The following is a 21,871-nucleotide window of genomic DNA, read 5'->3' as shown; positions in this document are numbered from 1 at the left end:
CGTCACAGATTGGTCTCCCTGCCGTCGACATGGTCAGTGCCGGTTATTCCGCGTGAGGCCAGAAGCACCACCAGGAACAGGGCAGTCATTGCAAAGCTGATCACAATCGCTGTTAAAACCAGCGCCTGGGGCACTGGATCAACCAGATGCTCCAGGCTTCCTGTCGTGCCTGGTTCAAGAATAGGCGGTGCATTGCTGCGCAACCGTCCCATACTGAAAATGAACAGATTTGTTGCATAAGATAACAGCGATAGCCCTATAATCACCTGAAATGTCCGCGGACGCAGCAATAGCCATAGGCCAGAGCCCGTCAATGCACCGATGGCAACTGCGATGATAATTTCCATCAGCGTACTCCTGTACCAAGTCCCTTGCGGGATAGTTTGGGGCTGCGGATAGATTGATGGGCCAGAGCAATTAGCATGAGTACGGTTGCGCCGACGACAAGCGAATAGACGCCAAGATCAAACAATAGCGCGCTGGCCATCGGAATTTTGCCCAATACCGGCAGTTCAACATACTGGAAATGCGACGATAGGAATGGATATCCAAAGAGCCAGGACCCCAAGCCTGTGAAAGCCGCAGCCAGCAGACCGATACCAATCCAGCGCACAGGTAAAATGCGCAGGCGATCCTCCACCCAACGTGTACCGCTAGCCATATATTGCAGGATGAACGAAATCGACATGGCAACGCCAGCCGCGAAGCCTCCGCCTGGCAAATCATGGCCGCGCATGAAGAGATAAACCGCAAATACACCAACTACCGGAAACAGCCACAGCATGATGAGACGGGGGATTGTCATGTACTCTGCTACTGTTTCATCAGCCTTACGGTCAGGGTGGGCCATATCATACGCGCTCTGCAGCCTTTGCTGCTCGGGCACACCAATGCTTTCAGGTGCAGGGCGGAAACGGCGCAAGAGCGCAAACACTGTCAGTGCTACAATGGAGAGAACCGTGATTTCGCCCAGTGTGTCAAAGCCACGGAAATCAACCAGAATAACGTTGACGACGTTTGTGCCACCGCCCTCGGTATAGGCACGCTCAAGGAAGAAGCTTGCGATGCCATCAGGCATGTCGCGCGTCATGATTGCATACGAGAGAATTGAAATGCCAAAACCGGCGACAATCGCCATACCAAGATCCCACAACCGCCGCACCCGAACATTCAGCGGTACAGGAATCAAGGCATCAACGGTTTCAAAACGTTTTGGCATCCAGCGCAGACCAAGCAGAAGCAGCACTGTTGTGACGATTTCGACGAGTAATTGTGTCAGCGCCAGGTCGGGGGCTGAAAGCCATACAAACGTAATGCAAGTTGACAGGCCCGCGCCACCAAGCATGACGAGCGCTGCCAAACGATGATACTTTGCCTGGAAAGCCGCCATAATGGCGCATGTAATGCCGACCAGCCACATCAGCGCAAAGGCGGTATCGAAACCATCCCAATCCAGTTCTTTGAACGTTAGTCTGCGAGGGCCGTATCCTTCAAGGTAAAGCGGTGAAATGCCTGCCAGAAGTGCCAACATAACCAACAGCCGCAATTGTGGCTGGAGCCGACGGGTACCCAAATAGGATTCCAGCCGTCTGGCCCACTTCCACGACAGGGTGACCATGATGCGTTCGAAAATACGCTGGCCCTTGAGGCGACGCAGTAGCGGTGGCCCTTCTTCGCCAATCGCCAGGTATCCTCGCAGCAGCAGGTACACCAGTACGCCGCCAACCATTGCCATCACGCTCATCAGCAATGGAAAATTCAGGCCATGCCAAACAGCGAGACTATAATAGGGTGTCTTGTCGCCAAGGATGGAGGCAACCGCAATGTGCAGGAAGGGGCCAATTGTTAGTACAGGAATAATGCCGACCAACAGACATACGAGCACCAGCAATTCGATTGGAAAACGCATCCAATGCGGCGGTTCATGCGGCGTACGAGGCAGGCCAACAGGTGGAGGACCAAAAAACACGCCGTGAATGAATCTTAATGAGTAAGCGACACTGAACATGCCTGCCACAGTTGCCAGAAACGGCAATGTCTCATCAAATACGGAATCAACATGCTCAACGATGGTCTCAGCGAAAAACATCTCTTTTGAGAGGAAGCCATTAAGCAATGGCACGCCGGCCATAGCGGCGCTGGCAACCATCGCAAGGGTGGCAGTAATAGGCATGAATTTCGCAAGACCACTTAGTCGGCGGATGTCACGACTTCCCGTTTCATGGTCGATAATGCCAGCGGCCATGAACAGAGAGCACTTGAAGGTGGCGTGGTTCATAATGTGAAACACGGCCGCAACGACACCAAGAGGGCTGCCCAGACCCAACAGCAGCGTGATCAACCCTAGATGGCTAATGGTTGAATACGCCAAAAGCCCCTTCAGATCCTGCTGGAAGATGGCAATATAGGCGCCAAACAGCAATGTAGAAAGGCCTGCGCCACCAACAATCCAGAACCATGGTTCGGTTCCGCCCATCACAGGCCACATCCGCACGAGCAGGAATACACCAACCTTCACCATCGTGGCCGAATGCAGGTAAGCCGAAACAGGTGTGGGGGCCGCCATGGCATGCGGTAGCCAGAAATGGAAGGGGAACTGCGCACTCTTTGTGAGTGCACCGAGGAGCACCAATATTAATGCAGGGCGATACAGCGCATGCGAGCGAATAGCCTCGCCAGAATTGAGGACTACATCGAGATCGTAACTACCAACGATATGCCCGATAACAAGCACGCCCGCGAACAGACAAAGGCCGCCAATGCCGGTGACTGTCAACGCAATACGCGCGCCTTCACGTGCTCCAGGGTTATGGTGCCAGTAACCGATCAGAAGGAACGAGAATAGGCTGGTTAGCTCCCAGAAAAACACCATCTGGATGAGGTTGCCGGAAAGCACGACGCCCAGCATTGAGCCCATGAACGCCAGAAAGAATGAGAAAAACCGCGGAACCGGGTCATCTGGAGACATGTAGTAGCGGGCATAGACAACGACCAAAAAACCAATGATCGTTACAAGCAACGCCATGATCCATGCAAAACCATCAAGGCGAATGGAAAAATCGAGTCCCAGGCTAGGGAGCCAGTCCATTCTGTAGTTGATGACTTCAGACGCATTCATCTCTGGATAAAATGAGATGGCTATGAGCGATGCCAGAAGTGCAACGCCACCTGTTATAAGCCCCGCCGTGTCACGGGCATCTCGGGATAAGGACGCGACTATGCCACTTCCCAAAAAGGGAAGGGCGATGAGAAGAAAGAGTCGCGCATTATCCCACATTGTGTGTCGTGATGCCGTTCCAGTGCTTTAAGGGGTAGCGAGCGTCAATCCGTTGCGGAAAGTCACCCATTATGGTTTATTCGAGATAACAGACGGGTGGCCGCTTGCGCAAGTAGAGATATCGGATGTGAATATGCCGAAATCGCAGATGTTACAGACAAGTGCAGCGGGCTTGTTGCCAGAGCAATGCCGTGCCGCGCGCGCCTTTCTTAACTGGACGCAGGATACTTTGGCTGAGCGAGCGGGTATTTCGCGTAGTACCGTGCGCGGATTTGAAGGCGAACACCACGTGCTCCACCGCACAACCGAAGCGCAACTCGTACGGGTGCTGGAAGATGCAGGCATTTGTTTCTTGAATGACAGTCGGCAGGGACCAGGCGTTAGATTGCGCAGACCGGAAGTCGGTCTGAAAGGATCAAAGCAGTCCTGACGCGCATTCTCCTGCAGCAATGATATGCTCCTGTCTGTGCAGACAATGATTGATTACATATATTTATATTCAGTTTCAGAGCTGACATTTTTATCATATCTGATGCTGAGCATGCATGAATCATATGTATTTCAGAATATAAAAGGGGCCGGAATGCGGCCCCTGCATATTGTTTAAGTGGAAAACCTGTGGTTGAGCTGTCTCTGCTTTATTGGGAAGGAGAGGACACCTTTCAAGGTGCAAGAGCTCGCGCTAATTGATTTGCATTCCATTCAATCATGCCGATGTAGGTTGCTGCTGGTTCGCCTGTTTTTGCGAGAGCATCCGAATAGAGCCGTCCCCCGATTTTTGCATTCGTCGCGCGGGCAATTTGCTCTGTCAGCTTAGTGCTGGTGATGTTTTCCACAAATACAGCTGTTATCTTGTCTTCTCGGATCTGGTCGATAATGCGGGCAACATCCGCAGCAGAGGCTTCGGTTTCTGTGCTCACCCCCTCAGGCGCGATGAAAGTAATGCCATAGGCATCGCCGAAATAACCAAATGCATCATGTGAGCTGACGACCTTGCGTTGAGCTTCAGGAATGGCTGCAAAAGTGGCTTTTAGCTTTGCATCCAGCATCTCAAGTTTGGTGACATAGGCACTTGCGCGCGTTTTATAGAATGGAGCATGCTCAGGATCGAGCTTTTCGAGCGCTGTTGCGATGTTGTTCGCATATATGACGGCATTCGCGACATTTTGCCAGGCGTGTGGATCATTCGGACCGTGATCATGTGCAGCGTGATCGTGGTGTTCATGGTCGCCGTTGGTATGATCATGATGATCGTGTTTATGAGCAAATGCACGTGGCTTGATGCCATCCGAAACTACAACCCGAATGCCCTTGAAACCGGATGCATCCACGAGGCGGGGAAGCCAGCTTTCAAAAGTTAGCCCATTTTCAAACAGCACCTTGGCTTCACCAAGTTTTTTGGCATCGGCAGGTGTGGGTTCGTAAACATGGGCATCACCATCGGGGCCGACGAGGGTCGTCACATCAACGTGGTTTCCGCCGATTTCCTTGACCATGTCTCCCACAATGGAAAAGCTCGCCACCACCTTGATTGGATCTTCGTGTGCATTCGCGGACAGAGGAAGGGCGGACATTGCTAACGGCAGCCCCATCAGGGTCGCCAGCACAAAACGCCTGTTGAACATGAGTGAACTCCTCAAGGAATAGCCAGATTGGAAACGTTGCCAGTTGGGTATCTGTAGATGGTTTATGATATGTTATAACATTATGTTTATCTCTTCAGTCGGCGCGATGCAACATATTTGGGCGCAAAATTCGATGAGGCTGGTGATTTTAGATGCCTTGGGTATGGCATAACTTACAGTGGTTTCCAGGGCATGATGAAGGTCGTGCCCTCATGCGTGCTGCGGTGGACACTGATTTCATAAGCATTTGCGATGTTGGTGTCGCTAAGCACAGCGGTGGCGGGGCCATTAGCGACAATTGTTCCTTTGTCCAGCAAGATCAGACGATCGCAAAAACGGCTGGCAAGGGTGAGATCGTGCAAGACAGCAATGGTGATGCCGCCCGAATGTGCGGTGTTGCGAAGCAGCTCAAGTGTCTGGAGTTGATGAAGCGGATCGAGTGCGGCGATAGGCTCATCGGCCAGCAGGATTGGCGCTTCCACTGCCAAGGCGCGGGCAAGGAGTGCGCGCATGCGCTCACCACCCGAAAGTGTATCGACTGAACGATCTCGCAGTTCTTCCAGGCCGGTTTTCTGGAGCGCACGTGCCACGGCTTTTGCATTGCAGGATTGCGTGCCATCAACAGCGCCACGGTGAGGTAGGCGGCCAAGCTCTACCAACGCTTCAATCGTTAGATTCCAATGTGCAGGCCCGTTTTGCGGCAAGTAGGCGATCTGTTGTGCGCGGTGTTGTTGCGACAAGGCATCGAGCGGCTTCCCCGCTATTGTGAGCGTACCGCTCTTTATGGGTATCAGCCCTGCCATTGCTTTCAAGAGTGTGGATTTACCGGCGCCATTGCGGCCTATCAAGCCAATCAATTCGCCATTATTTAGTGAGAAATTCAAGTTACTTAGAATGATTTTCTCATCAATAGCTACATGAAGATTGGAAGCGCAAATTTGCATCAAGGGCGCTCCTGCAATCGCTGAATCAGCACAAACAGAAACGGCGCACCAATCAGTGCTGTCACGACACCAAGGTTAAGCTCAGGCTGAATTGGGAGGAGGCGCAGGCCAATATCAGCGCATAGCGTGAGGATTGCGCCAGCAAAGCCTGATAATAACAGCACACGGCTGGGCTTGCGATGCGCCAAGGGGCGTACAAGATGCGGCACAACCAGGCCAACGAAGCCAACCACACCTGTAACCGCCACTGCACTACCAACGGCAAGCGCCGTACCTGCGATCAGCTGTACCCGTAATCGACGAAGGTTAAAGCCGAGGCTCTGAGCTACTTCCTCGCCAAGGCTCAATGCATCGAGTGCAGGTGCGGACATCAGCAGCAGCGCCCAACCAAACATCATCGGCGCAATGACAAGTGCGACATCTGACAGGCTGCGATCGGTAAGTGAGCCCATAAGCCAGAATACAATCTCCATCGCAGCAAAGGGATTGGGGGACAGGTTAAGCGCAAGCGCGGTTAGCGCCCCGGCCAGGCTATTGATGGCAACGCCTGCCAAAACCAATGTCATCGTGCCAGCGCCCCGGCCAGCCAGCGCGTAGAGAATGATGCTCGCCACCACCGCGCCAGCAAAGCCGCCAAGCGGAAGTGCAAACGAGATTATCCCTGCAAGGCCGCTATAAAACACAATGACCGCGCCGAGCGCTGCTGCTCCGGATACGCCCATCACACCCGGTTCGGCTAGTGGATTACGCAGTAGACCTTGCATAGCCGCGCCCGTGATGCCAAGGCTGAAACCTGTGAGAAATCCCAAAATTGCGCGCGGTAGCCGCAGCTCCAGAAATATCAGACTCGCGAGGCCTTCTCTTCCATGAATGAGATCTGCTGAGGCAGCGAGGATGTTGAGTGATGTATCGCCGATCATCAGCGAGACCACTGTCAACGCTAAGGATGATAATACCAGCAGTACCAAACTTGTGCCATAGGAGAGGGGCCACCGTTCAATCATGGTGCAGCCTGCAAGCTTTGGCGCAAATAGCCTACAGCATCGGCAGAGCTGGGGCCTGCACATACCCATAAATGCTGGGGGATGTTGATGAAGCGGGTGCCTTGCCGCTTTAGCGCTCGTATTGCGGGGTGATCTAATAGCTGCGAAGCGCGTGCAGGGCCGTTCTTCTCACTGGCGTCGATGATGATGACATCTGGCTGATGATTGAGAATGGCTTCAAGAGACATGCGCCCATATCCCGAAACACCTGTCTGGGCTGCGATGTTTATGAGACCTGCTTCTGCCAGAATGCTGTCAGGCAGTGTATTGGCGCCGGCAACAATGTTGTTGGATTGCAGCACCAGCGTTTTCAAGACAGGCAGCGGGGTGGATTTCGCTAGGTTGGCAAGGCGGGTATCCATTGCCTTAATGGTGGCTTCGCCTCGCTTTTGTTGACCAATGAGTTCTGCAACAAGGCGTATTTGCGCGCGAATGGCATCGAAGGTGTGGGGCACTTCGAGTGTGATAACCCGAATTCCAAGCCGGCGAAGCATCGCAAGCGTGGCTGGGGCAGTAAAAGTACTGGCCAATACGAGATCGGGAGAGAGCGCACGCACTTCTTCTGCGCGCCCTTTATTTGTGGCATACGCTGATGCGGCCTTCGCCCAATCAACATTTCGTGGATCATGCGACAGGTATGAAAGCGAAGCGATCTGTTCGGGATCAGCCAAAGTGAGCACTAAACCGTCAGCACACATATTAATGGAGACGATATGTTGCGGACCATCTGTTTTAGCTGCAGCAACAGTGTGTAATGCCAGCCACGTGCATGCCAGGAGTACAAGGGCTGGCAGGGCGCGCCAAGAGATAGTGCTAATTGCTATGCGCCCCGCCATGTTCCCCAAATCCGAACAATTGGCCAGTTACTGCGGAGAAAACCGCAAGCCGGCATAAACGCCAAGCCCTGGCCGTAGAAAACCTGTTGGATTTTCATAGCGACGATCGAACAGGTTGTCGACGCGTGCAAACAAAACTGTCTGTTCATCTGCCTGATAATCCGCAGCCAGATTCACGGTTGCGTATCCAGATGTACGCAGACGTGTGATCGAGAAATCGCGATTGCCGTCAACAAATGCTCCAACATAAAGCGCCGTTGCAGACAATCGTAGCTTGTCGTTGGCCTGCCAGAATGCGGTAAAGCTCGCCTTATGCCGGGGGCGACGTAACAATTCCTGACGTGCAATATCATCGCGTGCGAGGGTAAAGGTGTAATCGATGCGCATGTCGACATCTTCTGTTAGCTGCACAGCGCCAAATGCTTCCACGCCTCTCGTCGTTGCTTGTCCCACGTTAGTGTAAGAGGTGAATGTCGTGTTGGTATTGATCAGGTCATTGATATTGTTGTGAAAGTATGTTGCCCCTACGAGCACTTTCTCATTCGCGAAAGGCTGCTCGAAGCCCAGATCGTAGCCGGTGCTGGTTTCCGGTTTTAGATCAGGGTTGCCGTAGAAATCAAAAGCAGGGCGTGAGTCAGCAAAACGCTGGCTGAGCGAGGGGGCCTTGAAGGCTGTGCCGATGCTGCCTTTCAAACGTGTTTCCGTTACGGGCAATGTCAATGTTGGAGCAAAGCGCCAGGTGGTGTGTCCGCCATAATCATTATTATCGTCGTGACGAATGTTTGCCGCAAATGCGAGGCGTTCAGAGATTTTCCCCTGCCATTCGATGAACCCCGCAGCATTGTTGCTTGATGCTGTAATCATGTCATCATCAAACCGCTCGCGCTCATGCTGGAGGCCGAGGATTAGTGTGTGTTCAGGGGTTATTGCGATATCTGTACGCCAATCATGGATTGTGCGTTCGCCAAGGTTGCTATTAACGATCCCTGGCCCGTAAGCATTGATAGGCCCCGTATTATGGCGATCTTCATTCGCATAGCCAACGCCGAACGTATTGTTGATGCGCCCGTCCCACATCGACCACTCGCCCTGCGCCCGCGCGAGGAAACGCTGATTGCGCTGTGCACTGCGGGCAGGGTTTGGGGCGCTTGGCCAGCCGTCATCCATTGTGTTTTTCAGCAAGGCGTCTGTATAGCGTCCTATAAATGAAAGACGCAGGCTTTCTGTCAGGTTTACGCCGAATCTGGATGCGAAAGACCAGTTATCATAGGAATCGTCATTGATACGCTGTCCCGCTGGCACCAATTCAGGTGGCGTTACGGGCGTTGCTTCGGTGCGCATATGGGCCGCCGAGAGGAAATAATCAAACCGATCATTCCCGCCGGATGCCTGAGCTGTCTGGTTGAAGGTTCCGAAGGATCCGCCTTCCATCTCTAATGATGCTTTTGGGGGGGCTTTTCCGGTCTTGGTCGTGATGCTGATAACCCCGCCCAAAGCATCGGCGCCATAAAGGCCACTTTGCGGACCGCGCAAGACTTCAATGCGAGCAATATCAGCCGTCGGCAGATGGCCAAAATCATAAGCGCCGGTGGGCGTGGATGGGTCATTGACCGGCACACCATCAATCAGCACCTTAACATGATTGGCACTGGTGCCGCGAATGAACACTGATGCCTGCCCGCCTGGCCCTCCTGTTTGGACAACGCTGGTGCCAGGCACAGGGGCGAGAGCATCGGGAAGGGTGCGGCGTTGGGTACGGGCAATTTCCTCAGCGGTAATCACTGTTACTGACGATCCCACTTGTCGCACGGGTGTAGGCAGCGAGGTTGCGCTGACGGAAATCTCGTCGAGGATGAGCGTCGGTTCAATTTGCTGCGCAAAGGCTGCAGGGGAGGGGAGAGTGCAGGCTGCTGATGTTGCCATCAATACAAATATTGTATGCGTGCTACATAGGCCAAGTGGCCGCGCTGCTTGAGACACAGTAAACCTTTCAGGCGCTGGAGCGTTGCATCTCCAGCGTGTGGCACGTCACTGCGAGATAATGCCTCTGCTTGCATAGTGCGAAGCGAAAAGCCCCACTGGCACACCCCGACCAATGACTCCGCGATGACCACGGTTGACGGCAGGTCTCCTGGCTTGCAGCTCAACGCTCCCACCGCCTTCCCGGAGTTGGCTCCAGTGGCATCATGGCGGAAAGCTCGCTGCTTACAGTTGCGGGGACAGCCGCAGAATAGCGCTGGCGCGCACTGCGTTCCCTTTTGATCCCGTGAGGGAACCGTCACCTTATCGATATCCCGCACTGGCAGGTCTGTCAAAGCATGAGATCATCCATGGCATGAGTGCCATGGTTAGCCGCTATGCAGATTGCGCCATCACCTGTGCTGGTTCTTGTGTGGTATAGCTCTAAAGCTTTGAAACAGTAGCTATTGCTTTCTTGTTTTGCATCGATCAAGAACAAGTGCGCGGCCATTGTTGGGTGGGCGTTTTGTGGAGGAAAGTCGGGTGTCCATTAATCAGAATGAGGCTGCGGATTTGTCAGCCTCTGACGTGAACAATGCGGTTGGACGCATGCCTGTTGAAAGCACGGCATTTGTTATCATCGCAGCGATCAGCTTCAGCCATCTGTTGAATGACATCATGCAGGCGCTGTTCACGTCGATGTACCCGATTTTCAAGGCGGATTTTAATCTCGATTTTGTGCAGATCGGGTTTCTGACTCTGGCTTTCCAGGTGACGGCATCGCTGCTGCAACCCCTGATCGGGATGTATACAGACAAGCGCCCGATGCCATACTCGCTCTCTGCAGGCATGGGCTTCACCTTTTTCGGCCTTCTGCTGCTAGCGGTCGCTCATGATTATATGATGCTTGTGGTTGCAGCATGTCTGATTGGCATTGGCTCTTCAGTTTTCCACCCGGAAGCGTCGCGCGTGGCGCGTATGGCGGCCGGTGGGCGGCATGGGTTGGCGCAATCGCTGTTTCAGGTTGGCGGTAATTTTGGCACGGCGATTGGGCCATTGCTCGCTGCCTTTATTGTGTTGCCACGTGGTCAGGGTAGCGTTGCATGGTTTTCGTTGATCGCACTGGTTGCCATGGTGATCTTATGGCGCGTCGGTGGTTGGTATAGTCGATATCGTAAGGCAGCAGCGTTGCGCCCGGTTATCGTGCATAAAAGCACCCTGCCGCGCAGAACTGTGGTCATCAGCCTGATCGTGCTATGCCTTCTAGTGTTTTCGAAAAACATCTATATGGCAAGCATTTCAAGCTATTATATGTTTTATCTCATCGATACATTTGGCGTTTCGGTGCAGGATTCGCAATTGTTCCTTTTCCTGTTTCTGGGTGCTGCGGCAGCAGGTACGGTGATCGGTGGGCCGATCGGTGATCGTTTCGGGCGCAAGACCGTGTTGTGGGTTTCCGTGCTGGGCGTATTGCCCTTTACGCTGATGCTCCCATTCGCAAATCTTTTCTGGACAGGGGTGTTGTCTGTGATTATCGGCGCCGTGATGTCGTCTGCCTTTCCGGCAATTGTGGTGTTCGCACAGGAGCTTGTTCCGGGAAAAGTTGGAATGATTTCCGGCCTTTTCTTCGGGCTGGCATTCGGCATGGGCGGTGTGGGGGCAGCTGCCCTTGGCGCTTTGGCAGATCACCGGGGAATCGTATTCGTCTACCAGATGTGTGCGTTTTTACCGGCAATCGGTTTGTTGACAGCGTTTCTGCCGAATTTGCGACAGCCTCGCCTTCGGATCATTCAGGGCGGTGAAAATACGGACCCGGCCTGACATTTTGCTATAATTAAATTTATTTCTGATCAATTTAACCATGTCGCCGGTGCTTGAGTTAATTCGAGCTTAACCGGCGACATCTATATTTAATAGAATCACGTCATCCCGCTATTGCGCTTGAGAACCTGATCTGCCCAAACCATGCGAACCATACGACGGACTTCGTCCCAAGCCGATGATATCTCCGACGCGCTGCGGCGCTTCATGCTGAATCGTGCGGTTGAGCTGGCAGGCCTTGCTTTGCTCGCCGTTGTAGGTGCAGCCGTCGTGGCATTGATGACTTGGTCGGTCACCGATCCAAGTTTCACACATGCTACAGATCAGCATGTTGCCAACATGCTGGGATTGCCTGGAGCGATCTTTGCTGATCTTGCCATGCAGATTTTTGGCCTTGGCTCCATTGCTCTGTTGGTGCCGTGTGCTATCTGGGCCTTCAGGCTCATCGCGCGTAAACCGCTGCCCCGTATGGGGCTCCGGCTTGGGTTGTGGATTTTGGGGACGGCCGCTGCCGCTGCAGTTGCCAGCGCCATGCCGGAAACAGCACGCTGGCCACTTCCTTCTGGTCTTGGTGGTGTGGTTGGCGATGCGCTGTTGTTCGGGGGCACGGGGCTTTTCGGTGAGGGCAGTGTCAGTGGTTTCATCATTGGAATTGGATATGCAGCTGTAGGCATTCTTGCGCTGTCAGCGGCGTCCGGCTTTGGTTTGGCGGCTCAACCGCAAGCATCGCTGGAAGATGAATATTACGATCTGCCGGTTGATGAAGATGATAGTCGGGATGAGCCTGGTTGGGGCATTGTATCTCTGGGCGCGGCTGTTCATGGGTTGATGACTGTCAAGGCTGCTGCATCGCGCAGGTTCCGCAAGCCTGATATAGCTTATGGGAATGTGGGCCGGGGAGGGCATGAACCCGTCTTTGGTGATGAGTATGCTGATGAATACGCTGTTGGCGCTGCGCCATCCGGACCTGCCCCATCAGGTTATTACCCGAATGGCGTAGCTGTTCCAGCGCGCGCACAGGCCGATATTTATGCGGATAACGCAGTTCCGCCTGAGGTTGCAGCATTTGCTCCATCGCGTGAGCGCGTTTCACGCGTGCAGCTGCCGCGTGGGCCAATACCGGCTGCTGTGCCGTTGGCGCAAGAGTGCGATGATGCTCCCTATGAGGGCAACGCGCCTGATGATGCTGTGCCTGCATGGCGCAAACCATTTCAGTTGCCGCCTAATGTGCGCTTTACCCGCAGCACTGATCGTGAGTTAGCGGCGCGCCATCGGGGCAATACAGATGAGGCCGCGCTCGATTTCGTGCCCGCTGACGATCTTTCATTCGATGCATATGGCGCTGAGGAAGCGGCCGCTACCGTAGAAGACGATGCCTGGCTGAATGAGATGCCTCTCTCTGCTGCGCATGACTTTGCGACGCTGGATTCTGGTGATGCACCTTACTTCGGTGAGGACAGCGAGATTGGCGAAGCCATCGAGGATATGGAGCTTTCACAGCCGCTGCATGCACCGCCTGCATTCAATCCCCGGACTATGCGCGCGCCAACGCTTTCTCCTTCCAACGATGACATGCCGCGGTCACGTGTATCTCCACGGGTTGCGCCTCCTGCGCCAGTTGCGCGTGCACCGGCCCCGCCTCAGCCTGCGCGTCCAGTAACGCAAGCTGTGAACACGCGACGGGTGCCTGCGACGAACGCATCGTCTTCGGGATATGAAATGCCGCCTCTGTCAATTCTGGCGCTGCCGAGTGGCCCGAAAGACACGATCTCTGAGGATGCGTTGGAGCAAAACGCAGCGTTGCTGGAGAGTACGCTTGAAGATTTTGGTGTGCGTGGTGACATTATCCAGGTTCGCCCCGGCCCCGTGGTTACGCTTTATGAGCTTGAACCTGCCCCGGGCACCAAATCATCTCGCGTTATATCGCTTGCCGATGATATCGCCCGTTCGATGAGTGCAATTTCTGCGCGTGTGGCGGTGGTACCAGGCCGTAATGCCATCGGCATCGAGCTGCCGAACGCCAAGCGTGAAACGGTTTATTTGCGCGAGTCCCTCGCATCGGAAGAATTCCAGCGGTCCAAGTTCAAACTGGCGCTGTGCCTTGGCAAAACCATCGGTGGTGAGCCGGTGATTGCAGATCTTGCCCGCATGCCGCATCTGCTCGTTGCCGGTACGACGGGTTCGGGTAAATCTGTTGCCATCAATACGATGATCATGTCGCTGCTTTACCGGTTGAAGCCGGAAGAATGCCGCCTGATCATGGTTGACCCCAAGATGCTCGAACTCTCGATCTATGACGGTATTCCGCATCTGCTGACACCTGTTGTGACGGATCCCAAGAAGGCTGTCGTTGCCCTGAAATGGGCAGTGCGGGAGATGGAAGAGCGTTACAAGAAAATGTCGAAGCTATCGGTGCGCAACATCGATGGTTTCAACACCCGGGTGCGTGATGCCAAGTTGCGTGGTGAGATCATCACGCGCACTGTGCAGACTGGTTTTGATCGCGACACAGGTGAGGCAATTTACGAAGATGAGGTGATGGACCTTGAGCCATTGCCCTATATCGTCGTCTTGGTCGACGAGATGGCCGATCTGATGATGGTCGCGGGTAAGGAAATTGAGGGCACCATCCAGCGTCTGGCGCAAATGGCGCGTGCTGCCGGTATCCACGTGATTCTTGCTACGCAACGTCCTTCTGTGGATGTCATCACGGGGACGATCAAGGCTAACTTCCCCACCCGCATTTCATTCCAGGTTACTTCCAAGATCGATAGCCGCACCATTCTAGGCGAGCAGGGCGCAGAGCAACTGCTTGGTCAGGGCGATATGCTCTATATGGCAGGTGGAGGCCGTGTCATGCGTGTGCATGGACCTTTCGTTTCTGATGATGAGGTCGAGAAGATTGTTGCACATCTGAAAACCCAAGGACGCCCACAGTATCTTGAAGCAGTAACCGCTGATGAAGAGGCCGCGCCAGAAGGCGACGGTGGGGCCGTGTTCGATAATACGAGCAATGGTTCTGGTGGCAGCAATGATCTCTATGATCAGGCAATTGCCATTGTGTTGCGCGATCGGAAGGCTTCAACTTCATACATCCAGCGCAGGCTTCAGATCGGTTACAATCGCGCTGCTTCCATTATGGAGCGTATGGAGCTTGAGGGCATTGTCGGTGCGGCTAATCATGCTGGCAAGCGGGAGATATTGCTTGGTGGCGAAGATCAGGCACATCATGGCTGATATGCCATTAGTTCGGACTTTTTAAGAACGATGCTGTGATAAGAGGTCGTTTCTAACGATTCCTTCTTGCAATCATGGACCTGCTTTCGCCATATCTTCTGATTATATCGCGTATCGGATCGAAGTGTGGAATGGCCTGCACTTTTGATTTGTGTGATAGATGCAGAAGGTGACATGGCAATACGGTTAAGTCGGCTACAGCCTGCGATCATTCGTGCGACGTTATTGGCGTCAGCGCTAGCGATGTATGCTTCTTCTGCGCATGCACAGGATCCTTTAAGCCGTTTTCTGGACGGCATTTTCAAGCCAGAACCATCGACGCCGCAATATACGCAGCCAATCGAGCCCCCTCAGGGGGTGCCGTCGCCTGATATGGAGGCGCAACCTGCTATGCCAGTTGAGTCTTCTGAAGCTGCGCAGGGAATGCCCCAGCCGGTATCAGCACCGCAAGTGTCGGTGCCTTTACCGCCTTCGCGTCAACCATTACTGCCACGTGGCATAAGGCCTGCCGCGTCTGTTTCTCCAGAAAACCCTATGCAACCTGCCCCAGAGGCGCAGTCCTTAACAGAGTCTCCTCTCCAGCAGACAATAGCCAAGCCGCTTCCACCATCGCCACCGCCGCGACCCACTGGTATTGGCGGTCCTGCTGCTGCTGCTGTCGTGGCACCGGTTGTGCAGCCTGCTGCAACTCCAATTGCCCCTGTAGCACCTCCTGCACTCCAGGTTGCTCAGGCCCCCGCAATGCCGCGCACATCGGCGGAGGCCGTTGCCCGGGTTAGCGCATACTTGAATGGTATCAACACTCTCACCGCACGTTTCCTGCAGACTGGTGCAGACGGGCGACAGGTGGGAGGCACCCTGTATGTCCAGCGTCCGGGGCGTCTACGTTTTGCTTATGATCCACCGAGCACGCTCGAAATCGTCGCCGATGGGCGCTCAGTTGCCGTACGCGATTCAAAGCTGCGCACCAACGATGTGTATTCGATTGGTCAGACGCCGCTGAAGTTTTTGCTGCGTGATAACGTCGATCTGTCACGAGATGTGCAAGTGAAAGATGTGCAGATTGATCCTGATGGCTCCATCGACATCACGCTTGAGGACAGCGCAACGCTTGGCGGCACCTCGCAAGTGACCCTGCGTTTCGATGCACGGGCAAATGTCCTGCGCGAGTGGATGATTGTAGATCCCCAAGGCTATGAAACAACAGTAAGACTATCTGGGGTCCAGGTGGTCAATCGCTAGGGTATGTATTCTCACTTTATGGTGGCCTGTAAATGCCAACCCTTTGTGATTAAGCACCTCTGGTAAAAGCGTCGAAAGACGCTCTTTCTATGGCTTCCTCCGATACGAAGCTCAACACATCCTGCGGATGAGCATTTGCTTGCTGGGGGACAAAATCTGCATCTTTGATGCCTTGTGTCGTTGCTGCCATCGGGGCAGTTTGTGCTTACTGAGTGCGCGCTTTCGCGCTGTCGATAACCGTTAAAGAGCTTGCCGTGTCGTTTTCGCTCACTACGTGGAACATCAACTCCGTCCGCCTGCGCATTGACCAGGTGATCCGCTTCCTCGGCGAACATGAGCCGGATGTGCTTTGCTTGCAGGAAACGAAGTGTCCCAATGACCAGTTCCCACTCGCGGCTTTTCGCGCCCTCGGATATCAGTATGTCGCGCTGAATGGCCAGAAAGGTTATCACGGCGTTGCTACTCTCTCGCGCATTCCGTTTGCTGAGACCATGATTCGGCAATTCTGCGATAAAGAGGATTCGCGCCATTTGACGGTAGAGCTCGCCGGCACGGGTGCCTCGAATGGGCGCAAGGGATTACGTATCCACAATTTTTATGTGCCCGCTGGCGGTGATATTCCCGACCCGGAAGTTAACCCCCGTTTTGCTCATAAGCTCGCATTTCTTGATGAGTTGATGCTATGGAATGAGCAGACCCTGCCTGCTGAAAGGCCCAGTATCCTCGTCGGTGATCTCAACGTCGCGCCTTATGAAACCGATGTTTGGAGCCACAAGGCGCTGCTGAATGTGGTTAGCCACACGCCTGTGGAAACAGAGCGTCTGGAGCGGTTTCGCCAAGTCAGCCAATACGTGGATGCCGTGCGTACACTACAGCCAGAGCCTGAGAAGGTCTACACATGGTGGAGTTATCGCTCGCCCGATTGGGCTGCTGCGAACAAGGGGCGCAGACTTGATCATATCTGGATCGCACCAAGCCTGACGCCCGCGCTTGCCGCAACAAAAATTACACGTGAGACCCGCGGATGGGAGCGCCCGTCAGACCATGCACCTGTGACAGTGACGTTGCAGATCTGAATGGACCAGCTGTGTCATTTTTGTCCTACATGCATGATATTATGCAAGAATAGCAGTTGAGGGGCGGGGTGCGGTAAGGAACGATCAACCAGTTATCCCGCAAGATAAGCTTCGAAACGGACCAAAGCCGGAGAATCGGCAGGGCCTGATGGGAGCTATATTAGCGATGAAACCTCGCAGCGGCATCATTCAGTTGAAGACATTCCACGTTCAGGAAAAGCGTCGCCGCGTGACGCAGATTGAGGCGATGATCGCCGATTTCCAGCGCATGGCCGATGATCTCGAAAAAGAGATTGCAGGCGAAGAAAAACGCGCCGGGATTGCCGATCTCAACCACTTTGCCTATCCTACATACGCTAGAGCTGCGGCTCAGCGGCGCGATAATCTGCTGCAATCTGCGGAAGATCTGAAGGGGCAGTTGAACGACGCACTCGCCGATCTCGACGATGCATTATCAGAATTGCGTCGGGCGGAAGCGCTCGATGATCGCGAAACAATACGCGATAGGTCAATGCACCGCTCATTAGATGCGCATTTCTGAAGAATGTACTGATCTTTGGTCGTGGTGGCTGCAAATGGCAATGCTATGAGGCCATTTGCAGCTATCACGACGCGAAGATCAACGCTTTAGCCTGTACGGTGGCGGAGCTGGATAATTGATGTTGCCAGGCTATCGAAGCGGCCGATCACAATTGACAGCATATAGAGGCCTCCTGCTGCCAGGATAATGGCGGACGATGCAGGCGCGCTCCAATGATATGAGGCCAGAAGCCCTGCTATGCTTGCCATGATGCCGAAAAGCACGGCAATCATCATCTGTCCGGGCACTTCCTGCGACCAGAAACGCGCAGCAATGGCTGGTAGCATAATCAGTCCTACAACCATCAATGTACCAAGCGCTTGAAAGCCCCCTACCAGGTTGAACACCACAAGCGCGATAAAGCTAATGTGGATGATTGGTCCAAGACTTATTGGGCCAATATTGCCAACAGCACGCAGAAAACCTGGATCAAGACATTCCACGAGCAATGGGCGGTAGATGATTGCCAAAACGATCAAGGTGAGGGTTGCAATGGAGACAATCAATATCAACGCTGGATCGTCAAGCGCTAGAACAGTACCGAACAATACGTGCAGCAGATCGACATTCGAGCCGCGCATTGAGACGATTAGAACACCAAGTCCCAATGAGACCAGATAAAACGCAGCAAAGCTGGCATCTTCTCGTAGTGGAGTCGCGCGGGAGACCAGGCCTGCCAGAATTGCGACCGTAAGCCCGGTGGCAACACCGCCAATGGTCATGGCAACGAGCGATAGTCCGGCAACCAGAAAGCCGATGGCTGCACCGGGTAGAATGGCGTGCGCCATGGCATCGCCCATCAGGCTCATGCGGCGTAGTACGAGCAGTACGCCTAACGGGCAGCCGCCAAAGGATAGCGCCAGACATCCCGCCAGCGCGCGGCGCATGAAGCCGTAATCAATGAATGGCGCAATCAGAAAATCGTAAAGCATTATGCAGCCTGATGCTTGCAAACGGGCGCGCCGTCATCGAAACCTTCGCACATCCGCCGTGCTTGCAGCATGTTGGCGGCAGTCAATACCTCCTGTGCCTCGCCCCATGCAACAGGGGAGCGCGCAAGCAGAAGCGCTTGAGGGAAATGCTCGCGAACCAAATCAATGTCGTGCAGCACTGCGATGATGGTGCGATTTTCACCGTGCCAGTCTTTGACGACATCAAGCAGATCGGCTGTGGTTTTCATGTCGAGCGCGGTAAAGGGTTCGTCCAGCAGTAGCAGGCGCGCATCCTGCAAAAGCATGCGAGCGAAAAGTGCACGTTGGAACTGCCCGCCAGAAAGCGTGCTTATCGGACGATGTGCCAGGCCACCCAAACCAACCGTTGCAATTGCATTCTCTATGCGTTGCAAGTGGGCAGGCTTAATACGACCAAAGCCACCACTTTGCCGCCATAGACCTAGCGCGACCAGATCAAGCACGGAGATTGGGAAGGTGCGATCAACTTCGCTGATCTGCGGTAGATAGGCGATATCTTGGCGCTTTACGCCAGAAATGTCGATGCGTCCGGATTCTGGACGCATGCTCCCCATAATCGCTTTTAAAAGCGTGGATTTACCCGCGCCATTGGGACCGACAATGGCTGTCAGAGAGCCAGGGGCAAATTGGCCAGATAAATGATGCACAGCCGGGTGGCGGCGATAGGCAATGGTCAGGTTTTCCAGCTTTATGCTGGGGGCAGGGCTGGCATTGACTTCTTTGCACATTGCAGGTGCTTGATGATGGTCGTGATCATGACTGTGCGTATGATGATGTGGCATTGTCAGATCCAGTCCATGGCCCAGAATGCTATGCCCCATAGGAAGAGCGAGATGACAAGTGCCACCGCCAACCTGTCAAGCGCTGAATGACGCAAGACTGATGTGCTTTGCATTTTAGGCCGGTTAAACAATCGCTTCCCCATCATCTGCGATCTACTTTTATGAAGCGCAGGCATTATAAAATGCCCATCACTTGATGATGTTATAATATAACATTTGGAAAATTCAACCTTCCACCTCATGGTGGCTCTTTACCCGTGCCATTGCTTAAGATGCATGCAACCCATTCGCTTGGTCGCCTATCAGTAATTGCACGTGTCTGATATCGTTATGATCAACAAGGGAATTCAGATGTCGGTCGTAACGCCTTAATTATGACGCTTGTTCATTTTGTTGTATCCGCCTGGGAAATGTTTCCGGGATGTTAGAGAGCGTGTTATTTCGAGGTGGCTATTGTGGAGTTTCTTCCCCAACTTTTGACTTTGGCAGGTGTAATGCTGCTGGCCTGTATCAGTCCGGGGCCTGATTTCATTGCCATTACCTCGCATGCATTAACAGGTCGCCGTGCGGGTCTTGGCGCAGCTATGGGCGTGTCGTGTGCCTGTACGATATGGGCAACGCTTGCGGTTTTTGGCCTTGGCGTCATGCTGTCCCAGATGGCGTGGGCCTATGAGGTCGTGCGCTTTGTGGGGGCGGCGTATCTTATTTATCTGGGCTTACGCATGATGGCATCTCTGCGGCGCCAAAAGGGTAGGCAAGCGGATGACGTGCCAACTGTGTCTGCTGCGGTTGAGGTTACGGAATCGCGCCGGGCTTTCCTTCCCTCCGTGCGACGCGGGCTTTTGGTTGGTTTGACCAACCCCAAATCCATGGCATTTTTCGGTAGTCTGTTTGTAACGGTGTTACCCGTCGGTGCGCCTACCTGGGTTTATGCGACAACAATTGCGGTTGTTGTGGTCGTGGCGATTGGTTGGTTCACAACGCTGGCCATGATTTTTTCATCGCCTGGTGTGCGTTCGGTTTACGGTCGTATGCGCAAACCTTTCGATGCTGTTATGGGGGCAGCGTTGATAGGGCTTGGTGTGAAGCTTGCCATGAGCAAGTAATGCATTTCGCAATATGGCTATATGTGAATGACAGGGCTTATCTGCCTCCAGTACAGGATTGTACCCTAGCATGACCTCTCCAGCATCCATGCCCAGCCGTGCCGACAGGATGCCGCCGTTCGGAGAGTTTGTCGCCCTTATCGCGCTGATGATGGCAATGGTTGCGTTGTCTATCGACAATTTGCTGCCGGCATTCGTGCCAATACAGCATGAATTTCGCCTTCTTGATGCGAATGATACGCAATTTCTTATCTCAAGCTACATGGCAGGTTTTGCCGTTAGTCAATTGGTTTATGGTCCTCTTTCGGACGCGATCGGGCGTCGGCCATCCATGTTGATTGGTATGATAATCTATGCAGCCGGCACGGTGCTGGCGATCATATCTACCAGTTTTGAGATGTTGCTGGTGGCGCGTGCGATACAGGGAGTTGGTGGTGCAGCATCGCGCGTATTGGTGATGACCATCGTGCGGGATCGCTATCGCGGGCAGGAAATGGCGCGGGTGATGTCCTTCGTCATGATGGTGTTCATTATTGGCCCCGTCCTCGCGCCCGGAAGCGGTGCGGTGATACTGATGTTTGGATCGTGGCGGTTAATCTTCGTCAGCATGTTGATGCTTGGCTTGTCAGTGCTGGTGTGGTTCTCGCTACGTATGCCAGAAACGTTGCATCCGGAAAATCGCCTAAAGCTTTCTGTGAGCGGCATATGGGATGGCATGCGCCAGTGCGTTACCAACCGCACCACCTTGGGCTATACCTTGGCTGTTAGCCTGATGCTGGGAACGTTGATGGGATATATCAACTCAGCTCAGCAAATTTTTGAGACCGATGTGTATGGCCTCGGTACGGTGTTCCCGGTTGTCTTTGGCCTGATTGCCGGAGTGATGGGCATTGCATCATTTGTGAATTCCATTTTGGTGCGTCGTATTGGTCTGCGGCGGCTTTCACATATGGGAGTGGTTGCGTTCGCGATTGTCAGCCTGATGCAAGTGGTGCTTGCATTGGTTCATAATGGGCATCCACCATTGATTGCATTTTGTTTGTTATTGGCTGCGCTGAATTTCATTTTCAGCCTGTCGATGCCAAACTTTAATGCACTGGCAATGGAACCGATGGGGCGCATTGCTGGAACTGCCTCATCATTTATTGGTGCCGCGACAACGGCGCTCAGTGGATTTTTGGGTATGATTGTCGGACAATTTTATGATGGCTCTGTTCTTCCCCTCACCATAGGCTACCTGGTTTTGGGCGTTGCCGCAGTGGGCATGGTGGCCTGGACGGAGCGTGATAAGATGTTTCGCGATCATTAGCCTCTGGCGGGTGTAAACCGCTATTAAACGCCCTACATGCGAAGGTGCTATTGGCAATAAGGC

17 protein-coding genes and 1 riboswitch are annotated in these 21,871 nt (G+C 53.7%); of the genes, 8 read left to right on the top strand and 9 right to left on the bottom strand.

The features are described 5' to 3' along the window. Nucleotides 1-2 precede the first annotated feature (2 nt). On the bottom strand, nucleotides 3-347 hold the full coding sequence (locus tag VRZ32_RS03920; protein WP_414524376.1) for a Na+/H+ antiporter subunit C: 345 nt from the start codon (nucleotides 345-347) through the stop codon (nucleotides 3-5). Next, a complete protein-coding gene (locus VRZ32_RS03915) occupies nucleotides 347-3,277 on the bottom strand; it encodes a monovalent cation/H+ antiporter subunit A (RefSeq protein ID WP_414524374.1) in 2,931 nt (976 codons plus the stop codon). The genes VRZ32_RS03920 and VRZ32_RS03915 overlap by 1 nt, the downstream gene beginning before the upstream one ends. A 148-nt stretch (nucleotides 3,278-3,425) precedes the next feature. Between VRZ32_RS03915 and VRZ32_RS03910 the strand changes: the two genes are divergently transcribed. Then, nucleotides 3,426-3,707 carry a helix-turn-helix transcriptional regulator gene (locus VRZ32_RS03910; protein WP_414524372.1) on the top strand — a complete coding sequence of 94 codons (282 nt, stop codon included), beginning with the start codon at nucleotides 3,426-3,428 and terminating at the stop codon, nucleotides 3,705-3,707. 232 nt (nucleotides 3,708-3,939) lie between these two features. On the opposite strand, the gene VRZ32_RS03905 is transcribed toward VRZ32_RS03910, so the two are convergent. From VRZ32_RS03905 to VRZ32_RS03885, 5 genes are all read right to left on the bottom strand, one after another. After that, complete coding sequence (locus VRZ32_RS03905) at nucleotides 3,940-4,902, bottom strand: metal ABC transporter substrate-binding protein (protein WP_414524370.1); 963 nt, start codon at nucleotides 4,900-4,902, stop codon at nucleotides 3,940-3,942. A 173-nt stretch (nucleotides 4,903-5,075) separates the two neighbouring features. Further along, nucleotides 5,076-5,846 (bottom strand): ABC transporter ATP-binding protein, encoded by a 771-nt coding sequence (locus VRZ32_RS03900; RefSeq protein ID WP_414524368.1) that lies wholly within the window; start codon nucleotides 5,844-5,846, stop codon nucleotides 5,076-5,078. Continuing rightward, the gene (locus VRZ32_RS03895) at nucleotides 5,846-6,850 is read right to left on the bottom strand and encodes a FecCD family ABC transporter permease (RefSeq protein ID WP_414524366.1); all 1,005 of its coding nucleotides are present in this window, start codon (nucleotides 6,848-6,850) and stop codon (nucleotides 5,846-5,848) included. Before VRZ32_RS03895 ends, VRZ32_RS03900 begins: the two co-directional genes overlap by 1 nt. Continuing rightward, nucleotides 6,847-7,725, bottom strand: a complete 879-nt coding sequence (locus VRZ32_RS03890; protein ID WP_414524364.1) for an ABC transporter substrate-binding protein — start codon at nucleotides 7,723-7,725, stop codon at nucleotides 6,847-6,849. Before VRZ32_RS03890 ends, VRZ32_RS03895 begins: the two co-directional genes overlap by 4 nt. Before the next feature lie 27 nt (nucleotides 7,726-7,752). Further along, the gene (locus tag VRZ32_RS03885; RefSeq protein WP_414524362.1) at nucleotides 7,753-9,648 is read right to left on the bottom strand and encodes a TonB-dependent receptor plug domain-containing protein; all 1,896 of its coding nucleotides are present in this window, start codon (nucleotides 9,646-9,648) and stop codon (nucleotides 7,753-7,755) included. A gap of 180 nt (nucleotides 9,649-9,828) precedes the next feature. Continuing rightward, nucleotides 9,829-10,020: riboswitch (cobalamin riboswitch) on the bottom strand. 273 nt (nucleotides 10,021-10,293) lie between these two features. On the opposite strand from VRZ32_RS03885, the gene VRZ32_RS03880 reads away from it, so the two are divergent. From VRZ32_RS03880 to VRZ32_RS03860, 5 genes are all read left to right on the top strand, one after another. After that, a complete protein-coding gene (locus tag VRZ32_RS03880; protein ID WP_414525033.1) occupies nucleotides 10,294-11,505 on the top strand; it encodes an MFS transporter in 1,212 nt (403 codons plus the stop codon). A gap of 207 nt (nucleotides 11,506-11,712) precedes the next feature. Then, on the top strand, nucleotides 11,713-14,742 hold the full coding sequence (locus VRZ32_RS03875; protein WP_414524360.1) for a DNA translocase FtsK 4TM domain-containing protein: 3,030 nt from the start codon (nucleotides 11,713-11,715) through the stop codon (nucleotides 14,740-14,742). A gap of 174 nt (nucleotides 14,743-14,916) precedes the next feature. Then, a complete protein-coding gene (locus VRZ32_RS03870) occupies nucleotides 14,917-15,984 on the top strand; it encodes an outer-membrane lipoprotein carrier protein LolA (protein ID WP_414524358.1) in 1,068 nt (355 codons plus the stop codon). Nucleotides 15,985-16,238: 254 nt separating this feature from the next. Next, the gene (xth, locus tag VRZ32_RS03865; RefSeq protein ID WP_414525032.1) at nucleotides 16,239-17,060 is read left to right on the top strand and encodes an exodeoxyribonuclease III; all 822 of its coding nucleotides are present in this window, start codon (nucleotides 16,239-16,241) and stop codon (nucleotides 17,058-17,060) included. 166 nt (nucleotides 17,061-17,226) lie between these two features. Then, on the top strand, nucleotides 17,227-17,601 hold the full coding sequence (locus VRZ32_RS03860; RefSeq protein ID WP_414524356.1) for a flagellar export protein FliJ: 375 nt from the start codon (nucleotides 17,227-17,229) through the stop codon (nucleotides 17,599-17,601). Nucleotides 17,602-17,687: 86 nt separating this feature from the next. Here VRZ32_RS03860 and VRZ32_RS03855 read toward each other — a convergent pair whose 3' ends face one another. Together VRZ32_RS03855 and VRZ32_RS03850 are read right to left on the bottom strand one after the other, a co-directional pair. Then, the gene (locus VRZ32_RS03855) at nucleotides 17,688-18,572 is read right to left on the bottom strand and encodes a metal ABC transporter permease (protein ID WP_414524348.1); all 885 of its coding nucleotides are present in this window, start codon (nucleotides 18,570-18,572) and stop codon (nucleotides 17,688-17,690) included. Continuing rightward, a complete protein-coding gene (locus VRZ32_RS03850; protein WP_414525031.1) occupies nucleotides 18,572-19,339 on the bottom strand; it encodes a metal ABC transporter ATP-binding protein in 768 nt (255 codons plus the stop codon). The genes VRZ32_RS03855 and VRZ32_RS03850 overlap by 1 nt, the downstream gene beginning before the upstream one ends. Before the next feature lie 509 nt (nucleotides 19,340-19,848). Here VRZ32_RS03850 and VRZ32_RS03845 point away from each other — a divergent pair. After that, a complete protein-coding gene (locus VRZ32_RS03845) occupies nucleotides 19,849-20,499 on the top strand; it encodes a LysE family translocator (RefSeq protein WP_414524346.1) in 651 nt (216 codons plus the stop codon). 70 nt (nucleotides 20,500-20,569) lie between these two features. Next, the gene (locus VRZ32_RS03840; protein ID WP_414524344.1) at nucleotides 20,570-21,808 is read left to right on the top strand and encodes a multidrug effflux MFS transporter; all 1,239 of its coding nucleotides are present in this window, start codon (nucleotides 20,570-20,572) and stop codon (nucleotides 21,806-21,808) included. Nucleotides 21,809-21,871 lie beyond the last annotated feature (63 nt).

Origin of the sequence: Pseudochelatococcus sp. G4_1912 (genome assembly GCF_047501465.1) — a bacterium.
In the GTDB taxonomy this organism is placed as follows: domain Bacteria; phylum Pseudomonadota; class Alphaproteobacteria; order Rhizobiales; family Beijerinckiaceae; genus Pseudochelatococcus.
Note: the sequence above shows the minus strand (reverse complement) of the source record. Positions and strands in the feature narration are given on the sequence as shown.

Coding starts and splice junctions, on each gene's coding strand:
- VRZ32_RS03920 (WP_414524376.1), bottom strand. CDS start 347: ATGGAAATTATCATCGCAGTTGCCATCGGTGCATTGACGGGCTCTGGC.
- VRZ32_RS03915 (WP_414524374.1), bottom strand. CDS start 3,277: ATGTGGGATAATGCGCGACTCTTTCTTCTCATCGCCCTTCCCTTTTTG.
- VRZ32_RS03910 (WP_414524372.1), top strand. CDS start 3,426: ATGTTACAGACAAGTGCAGCGGGCTTGTTGCCAGAGCAATGCCGTGCC.
- VRZ32_RS03905 (WP_414524370.1), bottom strand. CDS start 4,902: ATGTTCAACAGGCGTTTTGTGCTGGCGACCCTGATGGGGCTGCCGTTA.
- VRZ32_RS03900 (WP_414524368.1), bottom strand. CDS start 5,846: ATGCAAATTTGCGCTTCCAATCTTCATGTAGCTATTGATGAGAAAATC.
- VRZ32_RS03895 (WP_414524366.1), bottom strand. CDS start 6,850: ATGATTGAACGGTGGCCCCTCTCCTATGGCACAAGTTTGGTACTGCTG.
- VRZ32_RS03890 (WP_414524364.1), bottom strand. CDS start 7,725: ATGGCGGGGCGCATAGCAATTAGCACTATCTCTTGGCGCGCCCTGCCA.
- VRZ32_RS03885 (WP_414524362.1), bottom strand. CDS start 9,648: ATGGCAACATCAGCAGCCTGCACTCTCCCCTCCCCTGCAGCCTTTGCG.
- VRZ32_RS03880 (WP_414525033.1), top strand. CDS start 10,294: ATGCCTGTTGAAAGCACGGCATTTGTTATCATCGCAGCGATCAGCTTC.
- VRZ32_RS03875 (WP_414524360.1), top strand. CDS start 11,713: ATGCTGAATCGTGCGGTTGAGCTGGCAGGCCTTGCTTTGCTCGCCGTT.
- VRZ32_RS03870 (WP_414524358.1), top strand. CDS start 14,917: ATGGCAATACGGTTAAGTCGGCTACAGCCTGCGATCATTCGTGCGACG.
- VRZ32_RS03860 (WP_414524356.1), top strand. CDS start 17,227: ATGAAACCTCGCAGCGGCATCATTCAGTTGAAGACATTCCACGTTCAG.
- VRZ32_RS03855 (WP_414524348.1), bottom strand. CDS start 18,572: ATGCTTTACGATTTTCTGATTGCGCCATTCATTGATTACGGCTTCATG.
- VRZ32_RS03850 (WP_414525031.1), bottom strand. CDS start 19,339: ATGTGCAAAGAAGTCAATGCCAGCCCTGCCCCCAGCATAAAGCTGGAA.
- VRZ32_RS03840 (WP_414524344.1), top strand. CDS start 20,570: ATGACCTCTCCAGCATCCATGCCCAGCCGTGCCGACAGGATGCCGCCG.